Source organism: Pseudoalteromonas sp. B131b, assembly GCF_037162545.1.
Classification (GTDB): Bacteria; Pseudomonadota; Gammaproteobacteria; order Enterobacterales; family Alteromonadaceae; genus Pseudoalteromonas; species Pseudoalteromonas fuliginea.
Window position 1 is genome coordinate 2672100 of the sequence record NZ_JARLUZ010000001.1, and the last position, 18931, is coordinate 2691030.

At 38.7% G+C, this 18931-nt stretch carries 8 protein-coding genes and 2 pseudogenes; 6 read left to right on the top strand and 4 right to left on the bottom strand.

Going from position 1 to position 18931, the window contains the following annotated elements; translation table 11 throughout:
• Window positions 1–25 precede the first annotated feature (25 nt).
• Window positions 26–772, bottom strand: coding sequence for a YciK family oxidoreductase (locus P4S65_RS12440; RefSeq protein WP_337120267.1), 747 nt, complete (start codon window positions 770–772; stop codon window positions 26–28).
• Window positions 773–978: 206 nt separating this feature from the next.
• On the opposite strand from P4S65_RS12440, the gene P4S65_RS12445 reads away from it, so the two are divergent.
• A complete protein-coding gene (locus P4S65_RS12445; RefSeq protein WP_096792958.1) occupies window positions 979–3408 on the top strand; it encodes a VolA/Pla-1 family phospholipase in 2430 nt (809 codons plus the stop codon).
• Window positions 3409–3507: 99 nt separating this feature from the next.
• The gene (sohB, locus tag P4S65_RS12450; RefSeq protein ID WP_033039337.1) at window positions 3508–4524 is read left to right on the top strand and encodes a protease SohB; all 1017 of its coding nucleotides are present in this window, start codon (window positions 3508–3510) and stop codon (window positions 4522–4524) included.
• Between the two features lie 96 nt (window positions 4525–4620).
• Here sohB and P4S65_RS12455 read toward each other — a convergent pair.
• A pseudogene (locus P4S65_RS12455) lies at window positions 4621–5954 on the bottom strand (dicarboxylate/amino acid:cation symporter).
• Window positions 5955–6146: 192 nt separating this feature from the next.
• Here P4S65_RS12455 and P4S65_RS12460 point away from each other — a divergent pair.
• Together P4S65_RS12460 and topA are read left to right on the top strand one after the other, a co-directional pair.
• Window positions 6147–9427 (top strand): annotated as a pseudogene (locus P4S65_RS12460) (Ig domain-containing protein).
• A gap of 252 nt (window positions 9428–9679) precedes the next feature.
• A complete protein-coding gene (topA, locus tag P4S65_RS12470; RefSeq protein ID WP_008134073.1) occupies window positions 9680–12388 on the top strand; it encodes a type I DNA topoisomerase in 2709 nt (902 codons plus the stop codon).
• A 295-nt stretch (window positions 12389–12683) separates the two neighbouring features.
• Here the strand turns inward: topA and P4S65_RS12475 are convergent, their stop codons facing one another.
• On the bottom strand, window positions 12684–12926 hold the full coding sequence (locus P4S65_RS12475; protein ID WP_007375379.1) for a hypothetical protein: 243 nt from the start codon (window positions 12924–12926) through the stop codon (window positions 12684–12686).
• Between the two features lie 241 nt (window positions 12927–13167).
• On the opposite strand from P4S65_RS12475, the gene P4S65_RS12480 reads away from it, so the two are divergent.
• Window positions 13168–13713: a TIGR00645 family protein gene (locus tag P4S65_RS12480; RefSeq protein WP_007375378.1), complete on the top strand. Its 546-nt coding sequence runs from the start codon at window positions 13168–13170 to the stop codon at window positions 13711–13713.
• 92 nt (window positions 13714–13805) lie between these two features.
• Here the strand turns inward: P4S65_RS12480 and P4S65_RS12485 are convergent, their stop codons facing one another.
• Window positions 13806–15428: an alpha-glucosidase family protein gene (locus tag P4S65_RS12485; protein ID WP_337120270.1), complete on the bottom strand. Its 1623-nt coding sequence runs from the start codon at window positions 15426–15428 to the stop codon at window positions 13806–13808.
• 660 nt (window positions 15429–16088) lie between these two features.
• On the opposite strand from P4S65_RS12485, the gene P4S65_RS12490 reads away from it, so the two are divergent.
• Window positions 16089–18875, top strand: a complete 2787-nt coding sequence (locus P4S65_RS12490) for a TonB-dependent receptor (RefSeq protein WP_337120271.1) — start codon at window positions 16089–16091, stop codon at window positions 18873–18875.
• Window positions 18876–18931: the final 56 nt, after the last annotated feature.

Consider the following 18931-nt stretch of genomic DNA (forward strand, 5'->3'; position numbering starts at 1 on the left):
TAAATAACACAGGACTTAGGCTGGGTTATTTTTTTACCTGAGCATCTAACGATTCGCCATTCACTTCACTAGAATCGTCACTCATTAGATATAAATAGGTAGGCATTAAATCCTCTGGTGTAGCAAGCGCGTCTCTATCTTCACCTGGATATGCAGCCGCTCGCATTGAAGTGCGCGTAGCACCTGGGTTAATACAGTTTACACGAATGTTTGTTTTACCTACTTCACATGCCCATGTTTGCATCATGCCTTCTACTGCAAATTTCGAAATGGCATAAGGTCCCCAAAATTCACGGCCTTTGCGACCAACACCTGATGATGTGAATACGATTGATGCATTATCAGATTTACGAAGAACCGGAAACAAGGCTTTAGTGAGCATCGCTTGTGCAGTCACGTTTACTTTCATTATGTTTTCGAACGTAGATGAGCAAAAATGCTCAAGTGGGCCAAGCGAGCCTAAAATACCGGCATTATTAAGAAGCCCATCTAGGCGGCCAAACTGATATTCAATCGTTGCGGCAAGGTCGCGGTAGTTTTGCTTCGTTGCGCCTTTTAAATCCATAGGCACAATTGCAGGTTTAGGATAACCTGCATTAACAATTTCATCGTAAACACATTCAAGTTTATTAGTTGTTTTACCTAATAAAATAACCGTAGCACCATACTTTGCATATGTAATGGCTGCTACTCGACCAATGCCATCGCCGGCGCCTGTTATTAAAATAACTTTATCTTTGAGTGCGTTTTCAGCTGCTTGATAAGTGTGCATAAAAGTACCAAATTGTATGATTTTTTTAATTTTAACATAGCAAAACGTGAAGTAATCGAATTTATTGCAAAATTAGGTGGCGAAAATAGAAACTTTACGTTAAGTTTAACTGGTCTAATGTCTCATTAATAACCTGATTACATTGTTTTAACTTAATACACTGATTAAACACACTATAAAAATAAAATATGTGCGGAGCCAACAATATGAAAAAAATGCTACTTTCACTCTCGGTTACAGCTGCTTTAGCAGGTTGTGGCGGTGGAGAAACGTTAAAAGATGTTAAAAACGACACAGCCCCAGTAATTCCAACGGCAACAGTAAGTTTTGACCCTGCTAATGGAGTTATATCTGTCCCAAACGATTTGTTAATGAGTGGTACCCAAGACGGTACATTAAACATTCCTGGTGAATTAGATGATGATAACGTGTCTATTCCACGCACAGCTTATGCCAACCCACAATTGGCTCTAGGCGCACTTGATGGTTGGTCTTCGCAGGTTCCTTATAAAATTGATTTAACATTCCCACCGAGTGTGAGTTTAGATGAAGCGTCTGCTGGGGCTCCTGGTACGGTTAGAATTTTTGAAGTAATAATGGGTGCAAGCTTAACGGATGAAGAATGTTCGGTAGTAGCTGCAGGTACTGCTTGTAAATTAGTGGGCGAACTTACCTTTGGTGTTGACTTTGTTACTCAAGCTTCAGGTAATGCTGTTGCAATTGTTCCTCTAAAACCATTTAAAGCTGGTAGTTCATACATTAATGTATTAACAACAGGGCTTAAAGACTCATTGGGTCGCTCTATTGAGCCATCTTCAACTTATGGGTTGGTTAAACAAGAAGCGCCATTAATTACAGCAGCCCAACTTGGTTTGCAGGGCGCAGTTAATAGCTACGAAAATGTAGTTGTTAGTTCTGGAAATATTACGAAAGACGACATTATTTTCTCAGGTGCGATGACTATTCAATCAGCAGGGCCTGTGCTGGGTACTATCAAGCAGTTGTTAGCAGTGAGCTTGCAACAGCCAAGTATGGCAACACCTGCTGTGCAAGTACCAGAACAACCAATGGTAAATGTACAACAAGTATTTGCTTCACAAGGTGTTGAAGTATCGCCTGCTTTTTCTGGTGTTCAATATCAAAAGGGTAGCATTATGCTTCCTATGTACCTAGGGACTCCAACAGGCACTGAGATAAGTGATTTAAACGATACATATTGGCAAGGTATGTGTGATAATGCAGTAGCAATACTTGGTTATAAAGCTGTTGCAGGTGATGCTTTTCCTGCAGAACCTATTAGTGAGAATGACGGGTTATGTTTTGCATTGAGTAGTGGACAGCTTCGAGATTTAGGTTTAGACAGCACGCGTCATTTAACTAAATATAATACCATTCCAAAAGTACAAAGCATGGCGAATGTGCCAGTACAACTAACAAAACCTATTTTACCAATTATTAACGGTGTTCGTGCGCAACTACAATTACCGGCTATTGAAATGCCAGAAAATGGCTGGCCTGTTGTAATTATGCAACATGGTATTACTACGCAAAAAGAAAGTATGCTAGCGTTAACTGCCCAACTTTCTATTCAAGGTTTTGCAACTGTAGCAATTGACCACCCAAGACATGGTGAACGCGGTATCGATGTTGATGGTGATGGCAGTGATGACTTTAATGCAACAACAGGTTCGGTACTTAGTTATATGGACTTGAGTTCATTACTTGTTGCGCGAGATAGCCTACGTCAATCAGCGGCTGATTTATTAGGCTTACGCTTGGGTTTAAACTTCATTAACGATACGACTATCAATAGCAAAGATGTTACCTACATCGGGCATTCGTTAGGGTCTATTGTAGCCCCGGCATTTATTGCTCAAGCTAATAGCCCAATGGCACCTACTGTTGACCCACTGTTTAATGTAAATACAGTAGCACTTGCAAGTGGCGGCGGTGGCATAGCAAGCTTCTTACTTGAATCTGCTGCGTTTGGTCCATTTATTCAAGGTTCAGTACTTTCACAAGCTGGTACAACCGAAGCTGATGAACTTAATGTCTACCTACAAGGCGCTGCGCTTTCTAACTGTGGCTCATTAGTACCAGACATGGAAGCTTACTTGACATGTGGTTACAATGAATATGTTGCATCACTTACTACTGCGGGTGAAACGACTAAACTTACTAACATTCAAGGTGTATTTACACAGTTTGCATTTGCGGCACAAACAGCACTTGATAGTGGTGATCCAACTAACTACGCTGCCACGGTGAAAGCATTAGGTACTCCTGTTTATACTAATGTTGTTGTGGGTGATGGTGTTGATAACAAGCCCGACCAAGTGATACCGCCAATGGCAGCTAATAATCCTATTTCTGGCACAATTCCATTAGCTAACTTGATGGGTCTTGAAACAGTAAGTACTTCGCAAGCATTAAGTGAAACACCTTCGAGCTATTTAGTTAAATTTACTAAAGGGCATCATGGTTCTATATTAACGCCAGCTCAAGATGCTGCACAGGCTTCAACTGTTGAAGGCAGTGCTGCTGCTAATGCAGAAATGCAGCTGCAAGTAGCTACTTATTTAGCTGCACGTGGACGTATGTTATTAGTTTCCAACCCTGAGGTTGTGACTGATTAATAACCAGTAAAATAATTAACCTTTAAAAGCCACTGAAAAGTGGCTTTTTTTGTTTTAAAGCATGTTAAATTAGCTGAAATTTATAAATGGAGAAACCAGTTGGAATTTTTATACGAGTACGGTTTGTTTTTTGCTAAAACAGTTACTTTTGTTATCGCTATAGCAGTTATTTTAATGTTAATAGTTGGCGCTGCAGTTAAGCCAAAAGCTAAAAAAGGTGAAATACAAATAGATGATATATCAGAACAATTAGTAGAACTTAAAGAAAGTTTTTTGCAAAATACGCTCGGTAAAAAAGAGCTAAAGGCGCATCAAAAGGAGTTAAAAACGCAAAGTAAAAAAGCAGATAAAGACGAAGCTAAACCTCGTTTATATGTAATTGACTTTGTGGGCAGTATGGATGCACACGAGGTGGAAAGCTTACGAGAAGAAATAACAGCCATTATCTCTATTGCTGAGCCTAGTAAAGACAAGGTCCTTATTCGTTTAGAAAGTGGTGGCGGGGTCGTACATGGCTACGGACTTGCTGCTTCGCAACTACAGCGTATTAAAAATGCTGGCATACCCTTGAGTGTCTCAATTGATAAAGTGGCTGCCAGTGGGGGGTACATGATGGCATGTGTTGCCGATGAAATACTCGCTGCACCATTTGCAATTGTTGGCTCTATTGGGGTGATTGCTCAAATTCCTAACTTTAATAAAATATTGAAGAAAAATGATGTTGAATTTGAACAAATAACTGCTGGTGAGTTTAAGCGTACGCTTACTTTATTTGGTGAAAACACAGATAAGGCCCGTGAAAAATTTCGTGAAGAAATTGAACAAACTCACGACTTATTTAAAACATTTGTGAGTACACAACGCCCAAGTTTAGATATAAATCTAGTTGCGACAGGCGAGCATTGGTTTGCAACTCAAGCTATTGAAAAAGGCTTGGTAGATGTTATAAAAACAAGTGATGATGCTTTATTAGAGCAACAACATGAACGCCAAATCTATAAAATTAAATATAAAGTCAAAAAAGGACTGAGCGATAAGCTCGCGCTTGGCTTGAGTAGTGGCGTAAATAAAGTCGGGATAAACTTACTTTCTAAATTTAAGTCCCTAAATCCTTAGATTAGAATTTTTAACCTGAGAACAAGCTAATTATTTTTACTCGAAAAAAACCTTGATGCAAAACATCAAGGTTTTTTATAACTCAATAGTCATAGATTATGAATCAATAGACTTATGATAATCTTCTAAATCTTTAGCTGCGTTAGGGTCATTGAATACGCTTTCATCAAGTTCACCTTCAGACTTGGCAACAACACAGGTAACCATACAGTCACCAGTAACATTTACCGCAGTACGGGTCATATCTAGCAATCTATCTACGCCAATTATAATAGCAATCCCCTCTACAGGTAAGCCAACTTGGTTAAGTACCATTGCCAACATTATTAAGCCAACACCAGGAACACCGGCTGTGCCTACAGATGCGAGCGTAGCTGTTAATATGACCATTAAATAGTCAGAAATCGTTAAATCAACACTAAACACTTGTGCAATAAATACGGTTGCGACGCCTTGCATAATCGCTGTACCATCCATATTAATGGTTGCACCTAGGGGGATAGTAAATGAGGCAACTGAGTTGCTTGCACCTAACTTTTTAGTCGCAGTTTCAAGTGTAATAGGCATGGTTGCGCTAGAGCTTGATGTACTAAATGCAAATAAACAGGTGTGCTTCATTTTAGCTAAGAAAATACGTGGGTTTAAGCCCGTTAGTATTTTTAATAGTAATGTGTAATTTACAAGCGCATGTAATAGCAGGGCCAAAACAACAACGCCAAAATATTTAGCTAGGCTCACAATTAAATTGAGCTCTATTGTAGTGAACAGCTTTGCCATTAAAAAGAACACGCCATATGGTGCGATGTTCATTAATAAAGTAACTAATTTTAAAATAACTGTGTTTAAGTCTTCAAATACATCAGCAACGCGTTTGCCTGCTTTACCACTTAGTGCCATAGCAATACCAAATAGTAATGCAAATACAATGACTTGTAGCATGTTGCCTTTAGCCATTGCTTCAAATGGATTTGTTGGGAACATGTCTATAATAACTCTAGCTAGAGTAGGTGCTTCTTTTGCATCGTAACTCGCTTGAGAAGGTAAGCCAATTCCTTCCCCAGGATTAAATAATAAGGCTAGGGAGATTGCTACTGTAATAGCTATAGCTGTAGTTAGTAAATATAAACTAATAGATTTGCCACCTAAGCGTCCCAGTTTTTTGGATCGCTAAGGCTGCAGGTTCCACAGACAAGTGAAACAAAAACGAGCGGAACAACTAACATTTTTAAGCTAGCGATGAATATTTGCCCACCCACATGAAAAAGGCCATCGACAAAAAATGCTTTAATTGGCAAAGAGAATAACCCAAGTGGTATTAGATAATCGTCTTCACCAGCTAAAATAGCCTGAAATATAAAGCCTACTACAACCCCTAACCCCATACCTATCATGATGCGAGTGGTTAAACTCATTGAACGGATTTTTGACATATACCCTAATCTACTTTTAATAAATTTTGTCATAGACTACCAGCCTATAAATATTTATACAGAAAAAGTTAGTATTTATTGAAAATTATTTTATACAAAAAAGTAATAAAAAACTGTGATTTTAAACTAGGTTATAGGTTAATATTAGGTAAATAACGTTTAGTTAATAATAACAACACTAGGGAGAGGTCAATGCCTTTAACGCGATTGCTCAGTATTATGTTACTTAGCTTTTTACTCATGGCTTGTGGCGGAGGTGGGACGCTTGAAAAAGATGGCACAGTGGGTGGTGATACTGATACCGACACAACTGTTTATACATTAACCCTTCAAGGGTATTCTCAAACTAGTGACTCTGAATCAAATGCAGTAACTGCTGACGCGCCAATAGATTTACGTGTAACACTTAAACAAAATGATACCCCAGTTGCAGGTAGACGCATAACGTTCAGTTTAGCTGATGGTGTGGGTGAACTTACTCCAGAGTCGGCATTAACCCAAAGTGACGGTATTGCCACTGTTGAACTTTCTGCGGGAACAATTACAGGCGCGGGAGAAGTTACTGCGACGTATACTATTGATGGCGCATCGTATACAGACGTTTTTGATTTTCAAACTCAAACTGAAGTTATACCTAAAGTAGAGCTGGCCGTTAATTTACAAACATTAAATGGGGGAGAGGCCAGAAATGTAGATTTTTTAACGCCCGCAATTGCACAAGCAATACTTCTATTAGACGGTGAACCAGCTGCTTTTCAGCTAATACAATTTAATCTATCAGGCTTTGGAACAATAAATCCGTCTAATGGAACAGCAATGACCAATAATGAAGGCATTGCTAAAATAGATATACTTGCTGGCACTGAAGCTGGTGCAGGAACTGTTTCAGCTACTTATATTACTGAAGATGGCAGTAATATAAACTCTAATGCTTATACTTACACTACAGCAGGCGACGCTCCTGTACTGGGATTGTCGGAAGATTTTACGATTGATTTAAGCTTACTTTCGGCGACAACGCTGGCACAAACGAGCCAGATTAGTGCAAGTGAAAGTGGTTTAATTAAGGCGCTTGTTCTAGATTCTGATAGTCAACCGGCGGTTGGAGAAGTTGTTACCTTTAACTCATCGCTTGGTAGTTTATTGCCCAGTTCAGGGACTGCACTGACTGACTCAAAGGGTATAGCTACGCTTAATTTGACATCAGGAACAATTGAAGGGGCTGGTATTGTTACCGCACAGTTTGAAGCGGTTGAATCTACATTGGGCTTTTATACCAGTGGGGATGCGATTGATCCAAATCAAAGCAGTGCCGATATAGCATTTACAATATTCCAAAACTGCCCACCTGACTTCAAAACGACGAAGGATGTGAGTTTATGTGAAGAGACTGCCGGTATTTCTGGTGATTCAATCGGCATCCTTTATATTAAAGTTAATAAAAAAGATTCAACCATACCACTAACTCAAACTCTCGTTACGGCAACAACAACGATTGGCTCTATTTCACCTACAACGGGCACCGCAATCACCGATGTAAATGGTGTTGCAATACTTGATATTATCCCCGGCAGAGATGTAGGGGCTGGAGAAATAACTGTTTCAGTATTAGGGAGCAGCATTACCAAAGCATTTCAGATAGCTGCTGTAGATATTGATATTACTATAACAAGCTCTTTAGCTGATGATGAATTTCTAGCCGCAGGTGCTACAGCACTAATTTCTATTGAAATTACTAAAGATGGTGAAGCCTATACAACCCCATTAAATGTAGAATTTTCATCAGGCTGTGTTGCAAGTGGTTTAGCTGTAATGGATGAAGCTGTTACCAGCATTGGTGGTTTCGCCCGTTCAACTTACCGACCTTTAACGTGTGTTGGCGGCGATATTATTACTGCAACAGTTGTTACTGGAGGTGATACTGTATCAGGTACGGCAACGATTAATGTATCTCCAGCTGATATTGGCTTCATCCAATTTATTGAAGTAACACAACCTGTTATTTCATTAAAAGGTACAGGTGGAGCTAACAGAAGTGAAATTTCAGAAGTTAGATTTAAACTAATTGATTCTAACGGTAATGCACTAGCTTCTAGAACTGTCGACTTTACATTATCCACTTCAGTAGGTGGAATTACGCTTAGTACCGCTTCGGCTATCACCAATAGTGCTGGTGAGATACAGACTACAGTTCAGTCTGGTGCAGTTGCGACTCCTGTGCGTGTTATTGCTTCAAGTAAAGATGATGTTGGTGGCGAAACTGTGGTTGTAACAGCGCCTTCGGATATTTTAGTTATAAGCACAGGGATTGCTGATCAAAATAGCTTTTCACTATCTCGCTCAGAGTTTAATACGCATGGTTTAAATGTTGATGGGACTTTAGTATCTGTTAATGCGCGCTTAGCCGATCATTTTAATAACCCGGTACCAGATGGCACTGCTGTAAGTTTTATTACTGAAGGTGGTGTTATCGAACCAAGCTGTACGACTACGAATGGCGTTTGTAGTGTTATGTGGACAAGTAGTAATCCACGCCCGTTTACCGATTCAATGTACGAAAATACAATTGCTCAAAAATGTGATAGTGGATTACCGTGTCCATTAGGTATTTTAAATAATGATCTAACATTAGATTTACCATTAGGGGGCGTGCAACCGTTCATGCATATGCTATTGGTGAAGAGACTTTTTCAGACTTAAATGGTAATGGTTACTTTGATAGGACAGACTTCTTTGATGATTTATTTGATATTCCAGAAGCTTTTATTGATAACAATGAAGATGGCACTTTTGGCGGTAAAGACTGTAACGATGGAACGGATCCTTGTTCACGTGATAACTCAACAGGCGATGAGTTTGAAGAGTTTGTAGATTTTGATGGTAATGGTTCTTGGACTACAGAGAACGGTTTATACAATGGTTTACTATGCCGTCAAGAAGACGAAACTGCTGGTATATGCAGCCGCCAAATGGTTAACGTATTTCAAAACCAAGAAATTGTAATGTCTGGTGATGCTGCTTTCTTTAGGTTAATAACTTATGCCAATGATTGTGCTGCTATTACAGGCGTAACAGCGACTGAGGTGCGTGTAAATAGTGACCCTACAGGGCCTTTAGTGCGTAGTTCAACAGGCCAGCTAATGTGTGGAGTTGATTCAATAGACTTAACAGAAGCGACAGGAACTAATAGTGTTGGATTAACCGTGTTCATAGCTGATGCCTATAATAACCCTTTACCCGTTGGGAGTGAGGTAAGTATCGCCTCTGAAAATGGTATTCTAACGGGCACTAACAGTTATATCTTTCCTAATACAACAAGTTTTGTGCCTGTAGGTATTTCCTTTGGTATAACAAGAGAGCCAGCCGATGGAAGAAATGATATAACTGATGGTTTTTTAACAATTAGTGTTGAAGCTACATCGGGTCTTATTTCGTCAACTTCAATTGCAGTTACTGACGACGCTAAGCTATAATTTTATGATGTTTTAAAAAAATGCCAACCTTTAGGTTGGCATTTTTGTTTGTGTTCTATATATTCCACAACAATTATTCTAAAAACACCTATTTGTTTAAATTAGCAACAGAAATTGTTCGTTTATTCAGTAAATACTGAAAAGTTTGTATTAAAAGCTTGTAACAACTAGTGTTTGTAGATATACCTATAAATATTCGCGCCGCTTAGAGCGGTAAACACATTTTTAATATTTGGTTAGAAATAGGCAACTATGGGCAAATCGCTAGTAATTGTAGAGTCACCTGCTAAGGCTAAAACAATTAATAAATATTTAGGTAATGATTTCATCGTAAAGTCTAGTATTGGACATGTACGAGATTTACCTACTTCGGGTTCGAGCAAAGCTAAAGTGCCGGCAACTAAAACGCCAGCAGAAGTTCGTAAATTGCCACCTGAAGAAAAAGCAGCGTATAAAAAACAACGAGATTATACCAACTTAGTCGCACGTATGGGAATTGACCCTGAACAAGGCTGGGAACCGCATTACGAAATATTGCCGGGTAAAGAAAAAGTTGTCCAAGAATTACAAAAACTGGCAGAAAATGCAGATCAAATATATCTCGCAACGGATTTGGATAGAGAAGGGGAAGCGATTGCTTGGCACCTTCAAGAAATCATTGGTGGAGAGCCTGAAAAGTATAAACGCGTAGTTTTTAACGAAATTACTAAAAATGCTATTCAACAAGCGTTCGAAACGCCGGGTGAGTTAAATACCGATATGGTTTTTGCTCAGCAAACGCGACGCTTCTTAGATCGCGTTGTAGGCTTTATGGTGTCGCCATTACTGTGGGCAAAAGTCGCTCGCGGACTTTCTGCAGGTCGAGTTCAGTCAGTTGCAGTGCGTTTATTGGTTGAACGTGAACGTGAAATTAAGGCATTTATACCAGAAGAGTTTTGGGATATTCATGCTGATGTTAAAAACACAGAGTCAGAGTTACGTTTAGAAGTAACCAAACAAGACGACAAGCCATTTAAGCCAGTAAATGAAGCTCAGGCTAGCGCAGCAGTTAAAAGCCTTGAGAATGCCGAATATAAAGTTGTTAATGTTGAAGAAAAACCAAGTAAGAGTCGTCCAAGTGCGCCTTTAATTACTTCAACAATGCAACAAGCGGCGAGTACACGTTTAGGTTATGGCGTTAAAAAAACCATGATGCTTGCTCAGCGTTTGTATGAAGGTGGTTACATTACGTATATGCGTACCGATTCAACTAATCTGTCAAAAGATGCAGTTGCTATGTGTCGTGAATATGTAACCGAGCAATTTGGTGAAAAATATTTACCAAAAGATCCGATTAACTACAGTTCTAAAGGCAATGCACAAGAAGCGCATGAGGCTATTCGTCCATCAAGTGTAACAGTGCTTTCTGGTCACATTGAAGGCGTTGACGCTGATGCTAAAAAATTATACGAGCTTATTTGGCGTCAATTTGTTGCGTGTCAAATGGTGCCTGCAGAATATGATCTAACTACTTTGACTGTTGCAGCAAACGATTTTCAGCTCAAAGCAAAGGGTCGCGTATTACGCTTTGATGGTTGGACTAAAGTACAACCTGCAATTCGCAAAAAGAATGAAGAAGATCAATCATTACCACCGGTTACATTAGGTGAAACACTGACTCTTGTTGAACTTGATCCTAAGCAACATTTTACCAAGCCGCCTGCGCGTTTTAGTGAAGCGAGTTTGGTTAAGGAGCTTGAAAAACGAGGTATAGGTCGTCCTTCTACGTACGCATCTATTATTTCAACGATTCAAGACCGTGGTTATGTACGTGTTGAAAATCGCCGTTTCTTCGCTGAAAAAATGGGTGAAATTGTTACCGATCGTTTAGTTGAAAACTTTACAGATTTAATGAATTTTGACTTTACCGCTAAAATGGAAGGTCGGCTAGATGATATCGCGGAAGGCGAGCGCGTTTGGACTGAAGTACTTGATAAATTCTATGCTGATTTTTCAACGCAACTAACTGTCGCCAAAGATGAGCCAGAACAAGGTGGTATGCGTCTTAACGAGATGGTTGAAACAGATATTGAATGCCCTACGTGTAGCAGAAAAATGGGTATACGCACGGCCTCAACCGGTGTTTTCTTAGGGTGTACTGGTTATAGCCTTCCACCAAAAGAGCGTTGTACTACAACGATGAACTTGGTATCGGGTGATGAGGCTGTAGCTGCAGATGTTGAAGATGTAGAAACTGAAAAGTTAATGCAAATGAAGCGTTGTCCAATTTGTGAAACAGCAATGGACTCATACCTAATTGACGAAACTCGTAAATTGCACGTGTGTGGTAATAACCCCGCATGTAAAGGCCACGTAGTTGAGGAAGGTACCTTTAAAATTAAAGGCTATGATGGACCAATTATCGAATGTGATAAATGTGGTTCGGACATGGAGCTTAAATCGGGTCGCTTTGGTAAGTACTTTGGCTGTAATAACGAGGAATGTAAAAATACTCGTAAGCTACTTAAAAATGGCGAAGCAGCGCCGCCAAAAGAAGACCCTGTTCACATTACTGAATTAGAATGTGAAAAATCAGATGCGTATTTTGTTTTACGTGATGGCGCTGCGGGTATATTTTTAGCCGCAAATACTTTTCCTAAGTCACGTGAAACACGTGCACCTAAGGTAGAAGAGTTAAAACGCTTTAGAGACCGCATTTCGCCTAAGTTTTATTATTTAGCAGATGCACCAGCTAAAGATCCTGATGGTAATCTTGCTGTTGTACGCTATAGCCGTAAAAATAAATCTCAGTATGTTATGACTGAAGTTGACGGTAAAGCTACCGGCTGGACTGCTCATTATGAAGCGGGTAAATGGACAGAAGAAGCGAAGAAAAAAGCAGCACCTAAAAAGAAACCAGCGGCTAAAAAAGCCCCTGCTAAAGCAAAGGCTAAGCCAAAAGCAAAAAAAGAGGCTGAATAAGTAAGTAAATAATCGCTTATTCATCGCTTTTAAAAGCTATAAAAAAACCGGAACGCACAGCTTGTGTCGATTCCGGTTTTTTTATCTATTTATATGTACTTCGCAATGGCTTTGTTAGCCGCACATATAATACCAACCTGCATAAATATTTGAACAATTTATCGAATTAAATCACTCTACACGTTGTTAAAAATTTTTATTTATAACAAATAGATACAAAATTTTTGCCTAGTTCTAGCGCGATTTTATTATCGTTAAATAGACCACATATACAAGCAGATTGGTATGAATATTATTAAATTTTTACAGAAGATATTTTCTTGTATCCTTCTGATTCAAGTTCATCATTTACACACTTTAATACGTATGCATTTAGATCTTCATTACTTACGTCGTCATCTTTAGCCCAGTTAACACACATTTCTGTGTATTCTTTTATTGTTTCGGCTGAGGCGTTTGTCGCATCGTCTGCTACTGCGTAAGTTGCAGATACTGCAAATAAAGGTGCTACGATTAATGCTAGCAATGCTTTGTTCATTCGTTTATTCCTAAAAAAATGGTGTGACGACTGAATTACGCTATTTAAGTTGAAGCGTAAAACAATAGTGTCCAGTACAGAACAATTCTGTTGGTATGCTGATTTTTAAACGAAATTGAGATAAAAGATAACGAAATATTTTTATCGTGAAGATGAGTAATTCATTTATCGGTATTTTCACATCATTGTGTTGTTGTGAGTTATAAGCTAAGGTCGCTTTTTTAAATTAAAAGACCAAAAAATGTCATCACATACACCTCAAAAAAAGCCACGCCAAGCGAATAAATTAGAGCATGCGTTAGAATCTTTTATCTTTAAAGGACGTTGGCTTCTGGCCCCATTTTTTGTTGGTTTACTCTTTGCAGTTGTATTGTTACTAATAAAATTTTTTAAACAGCTTTATTTAATGGGTATTGCGACGTTTTCAGCAACTAATCAAGAATTACTTGTTGGCATTTTAACCTTAGTTGATACCGCACTATTAGCAGGGCTATTACTAATCATTACATTCAGCGGTTACGAAAACTTTGTTTCAAAGCTTGATATTGATAATCATGAAGACAGACCATCTTGGATGGGGAAAGTCGGTTTTTCAGGGCTAAAGATGAAACTAATAAGCGCAATCGTGGCTATTTCAGCTGTTGAATTATTAAAAGTATTTATTAACTCAGGTGCATACCCAAACGATGAATTACTGTGGAAGGTGATTATTCATGTTACGTTTGTTATGTCTGGTGTTCTATTTGCGCTAACTGATTACTTAAACAGTAAAACCCAAAGTCATTAGAAAAATTAAATGTACAAAAAAGCCCAATTAATTTACTTGGGCTTTTTATGTTTAGAGCTTAGCTGTAACATTAAGTGTAATTATTGATGTCATTAACACTCTGCATAAAAGCAAGCGTAAGGCTCAAGCGTTAGTGTATCTTGGCTTAATTTTGCGCTGTGGTGGCTAAGCTCAGTGTATTCTTTAACGATTGATGTTGGCATATCAATACTTGCTTGTTGAAAGCTTAGATTAAACATGCAAAGCATTCTTTGCGTTCCAAGGGTTCTATAAAAAGCAAGCACAGGCTCAGGCGTTTCAATAAACTCAATATCACCCTCAAGCAAAACTGTTTGCTTTTTTCGCCAGGTCATAAATTCACGGTAGGCATTTAAAATTGAGTTGTTATCATTTGTTTGCATCGCAACTGATTGTTTTTTGTGTACATCATCTACTGGGAGCCAAGGCTTGGCTTCACTAAACCCAGCGTGCTGCGATCCAGTTTGCTCCCAAGGCATTGGCGTTCTACAGCCATCACGCCCTTTAAAGTTAGGCCAAAACGTTATGCCATACGGGTCTTGTAAGTCTTCAAAGGCAACACTTGCTTCACCTAACCCTAATTCTTCACCTTGGTACATACACACGCTGCCGCGAAGAGAAGCAAGTAGGGCGGTTAACATTTTACATTGCTGAGAATTGATTTTGCCGTTTTCGCTCCAGCGGCTTGCTACGCGCTCTACGTCATGATTGCTAAATGCCCAGCATGGCCAGCCCTCAAGCATATGTTGTTCTAGGGTTTGAACCGTAGTTCTAATATATTCACTTGAGTAATCATTTGTTAATAGCTCAAAGCTATAACCCATGTGCAGTTTGTCGCCACCTTGGGTGTACTGCGCCATTGTAGCTAATGAATCTTCTGATGAGATTTCGCCAAGCGATACAGTACCTGGGTATTTATTAAGTAATGCACGAATATCTTGCATAAACTCAATGTTTTCTGGCTGAGTATTGTTGTAATAATGGTACTGAAACGCATACGGATTATCTTCACTAAAACCACGGCCTTGACGCTTATCTTTTGGTTTAGCTGGATTATCGCGTAGTCGTGCATCGTGATAACAAAAATTAATAGCATCGAGTCTAAAACCATCAACGCCTTTTTTAAGCCAAAACTCTACATTATCAAGCACTGCTTTTCTTACATCTGGATTATGAAAGTTAAGATCCGGTTGTTCGGTTAAAAAATTATGCAAGTAGTATTGCCCGCGACGAGGTTCCCACTGCCAAGCCCCACCACCAAAAATAGAAAGCCAGTTATTTGGCGCTGTACCATCTTCTTTTGCATCGGCCCAAACATACCAGTCGGCTTTATCGTTTATTAAATTATCGCGGCTATCTAAAAACCACTGATGTTGATCAGAGGTGTGACTTAATACCTGATCAATAATTATTTTAATATCACGATCATGGGCTTGGCTTATTAGCTCATCAAAATCATTTAAATCACCAAAAAGCGGGTCAATGTCGCGGTAGTCACTAATATCGTAGCCAAAGTCTTTCATTGGCGATTTGAAAAAAGGTGAAATCCAAATAGCATCAACGCCTAAGCTTTTAATGTAATCAATACGATTAATAATTCCTTTTAAATCACCAATACCATCGTTGTTGCTATCTTGAAAGCTACGCGGATAAACCTGATAAATAACCGCACCTTTATACCACTGCTTTTGGGTCATGCTTTTCTCCGTCATTCCACACAGTACTTAGACTATTCTTATTTGTGATTAAGATTAATCACGTTATTTGAAAAAGCATACGTGAAGCCTTGAACACTGTAAAAAGCCTGCATACGTATGCACTAAAATTAATACAATTAAATTATTAAAAATAAGTACTTAGGCATCATTAAAAATGTTCGATTTGTGTGTTTTTTTGTTTACCAATTATATAATTTAGCTATTTTCTTACTCGAACTAAACCTAATAGCTTGTCCTATAAGGGAAATATATTTTATGTTTCACCTTTAATGGTCTGACCAATTCAACACTTGGTTGATGTTTGATAGTTCTTATTTTTCATAGCGGTACTAATTAGTTTCACTTTGTTTACATCAAGGTCAGTGAGCTATTAACTGTTAATAGAGTAAATTTAACGAGCAATGTTTTCCAATTGATATTATTTGTTTTTATATGTAATTAAATCAATTGGTTGGTCTTTATTTTTTCAAGTTTATGTTAATGTTAAATCCTTCTGTAACGGTTGAATACGTATGCATAAAGTTGTTAATAAAATAAAGCTGGCGTTAATATTCATCCTGACAACAAAATTAGCTCGCCTGTTTGACTATCACTCAAACAATGAATGCGGGTATCACAATATGGGTAACGGGAAACATTATGTCTATGTTCAAACCAAGTATATTAACTTTGGCATTAACAGCTGCAGGCTTATCAAGCTTTGCAACACTAGCTGCTCAAGAAAATACAATAAAAAAAGATGACGTAGAGGTTATCGAGGTTAAAGGCTTTCGTGGCAGCTTAATTGAATCTATAAACACTAAACGCTTTTCTACACAGGTTGTAGAATCTATTTCTGCAGAAGATATAGGTAAGCTACCTGATTCGTCTATTGCTGAGTCTATTGCACGTTTACCAGGTTTAACTGCACAACGTTTAGATGGCCGAGCAAGTCGTGTGAGTGTTCGTGGTTTCAGTGAAGATGAAAGTGCGACCACTTTTAATGGCCGTGAGCAAGTGTCTATTGGTGACAACCGAGGCGTAGAGTTTGATCTTTACCCATCTGAAATAATGAGCGGTGTTACTGTTTATAAAACACCTAATGCCAGTATTGAAGCCGAAGGTATTGCTGGTGTCATTGACATGCAAACGGTTAAGCCTTTAAGTAAAGGTGAACGTGTTGTTATGTTTAATGGTCAGCTTGAAAAAACAAGCTTTGACAAGTTAAACCCAGATGGCGATAACCAAGGTTTCCGCGGTACTTTTTCGTATATTGACCAATTTGCAGATGACACTATTGGTGTGGCATTCGCGTATAACAAAATGAGTTCTCCAAACCAAGAAAAGCGTTGGAATTCGTGGGGTTATCCAGAATTCACAAATAATGGTAAAGATTATTCAATTTTAGGTGGTGCAAAACCTTATGTCCGTTCATCTACATTAGATCGTGACTCAGCAATGCTGGTTATAGAAGCATCTCCGAATGATCGCTTGAATATGACATTCGATGCATTATATGTTGATTTTTCTGACGAAAGAATTTTACGCGGTATTGAAATTCCATTTGCATGGGGTCAAGGTAGTATAGATCCAAACAGTGTTATTGTAGACGAAGACTCTGGTTTTATTACTAGCGCTAAGCTGCAACAAGGCCAGCGTGTTGTTGTTCGAAATGATTATGAAGAACGTAATGCTGAACTAAAGCAATTCGGTTTTAATACAAAATACGATATTAATGATGCATGGTCTGTAGAGTTTGATGCAAGTGTATCTGAAGTAGAACGTCAGCTTTGGAGTATAGAAAGCTACTCAGGAACTGGTCGCGGAGACAGTAATGGTGTTGCTGATAACTTAGGTTATACCTTTAATGGTGGCAACACGGGCGCGCAATTTACCCATGAACTTGATTACAGTGACTATAACTTAATTCAACTAGGTGGACCGTTATCTTGGGGCGCAAGCTCTGCGTTAAATGATAAATACGGCCTAAATGATACGCCTTACCAAAATACAGCACAAGATGGCTTCATCAACGCACCAGAAATTAATGATGAGCTTCAAACATTAAAGTTAGCTGCTAGCAAAGTGCTTGAAAATGACTACATAAGCGCTATTAAATTTGGTATTTCGTACCGTGACCGTGAAAAAACTAAAAAGTCAGAAGGTTATTTTATGACTTTGAAAGATTTTTCACTTGATAACCCAGGAATGGTCTCAGTACCTGAAAAATACCGTTTGGGCACTGCAAGTTTAGACTTTATTGGTATGGGTAATATGATTGCTTATGACACTAATGGTCTGGTTAATGACGGTTACTACAATCTCCTACAAGAGAGCTTAACAGATCAAAAACATAAAACGCAGTCTTGGACAGTACAAGAACAAGTTACAGCTTTATTTTTGCAAGCAGATATTAATACTGAACTAGGTTCAATTCCTGTTTCAGGTAACGTTGGTGTGCGTTATGTTAAAACGGAACAATCCTCACAAGGTTCTGCTGCGACGACCGAAAACGGTTTAGTTGTTGTATCTCCAACAGACATTAGCCATGATTACTCGCATGTATTACCTAGCTTAAACTTATCATTTGCAATAGATGAAGAACAAACGGTTCGTTTTGGTGCAGCTAAAACTATTTCACGTGCTCGTTTAGATGAAATGAACGCTTCTGTAAATGCAACATATAGCCCAACTCAAGACTCTAACGGTAATAACTGGAGTGTATCTGGTGGTAATCCGCAGCTTGAGCCTAAAGAAGCCACTGGTTTTGATTTAAGCTATGAAAACTATTTTCATGAAGAAGGTTATTTTGCAGCAGCGTATTTCTATAAAGATATTTCTACTTGGATTTTTGACGGTAACTACGCAATAGATATGACTGGTGTCGCTAATCCATCAACAGGTGAAATACCAGCAAATAGCCAAGGTTCTGGCTCAGGCAAAGTAAATGGTGGCGGAGGTGACCTTTGGGGTTACGAGCTATCTCTTTCTTTACCATTGAGTATATTTAGTTCATCACTGGAAGGCTTTGGCTTAATTGCCAGCCATACTGGTGTAGAGCAAGATATTGAAGATCAAAATGGGAATGAATATGAACTGCCAGGTTTATCAGAGAAGATCGATAGCTTAACTTTTTATTACGAAAGAAATGGCTTTCAAGCGCGTACAAGTATGCGTAAACGCTCTGACTTTAAAGGTAATGTTAACGGCTTAGGACTTGCGGCTACGCAAGTAGATATTAAAGGCGAAACAATTTGGGATATTCAAACTGGATATGATTTTGCTGAATCTGGCTTACAAGGTCTGGAAGGGTTATCTGTTACATTCCAAATTCAAAACTTAACCGCAGAGCCATTTACTTCGCTTTCGGGTGATAACAATTTACAAGTACGTGACTACCAAGATTACGGTCGCACTTACTTGTTAGGCTTTAGCTACAAGCTATAATAAAAATTGTGTGTAGAAGCCCTTGTGATTTATTTTACAAGGGCTTTTTTATAGCT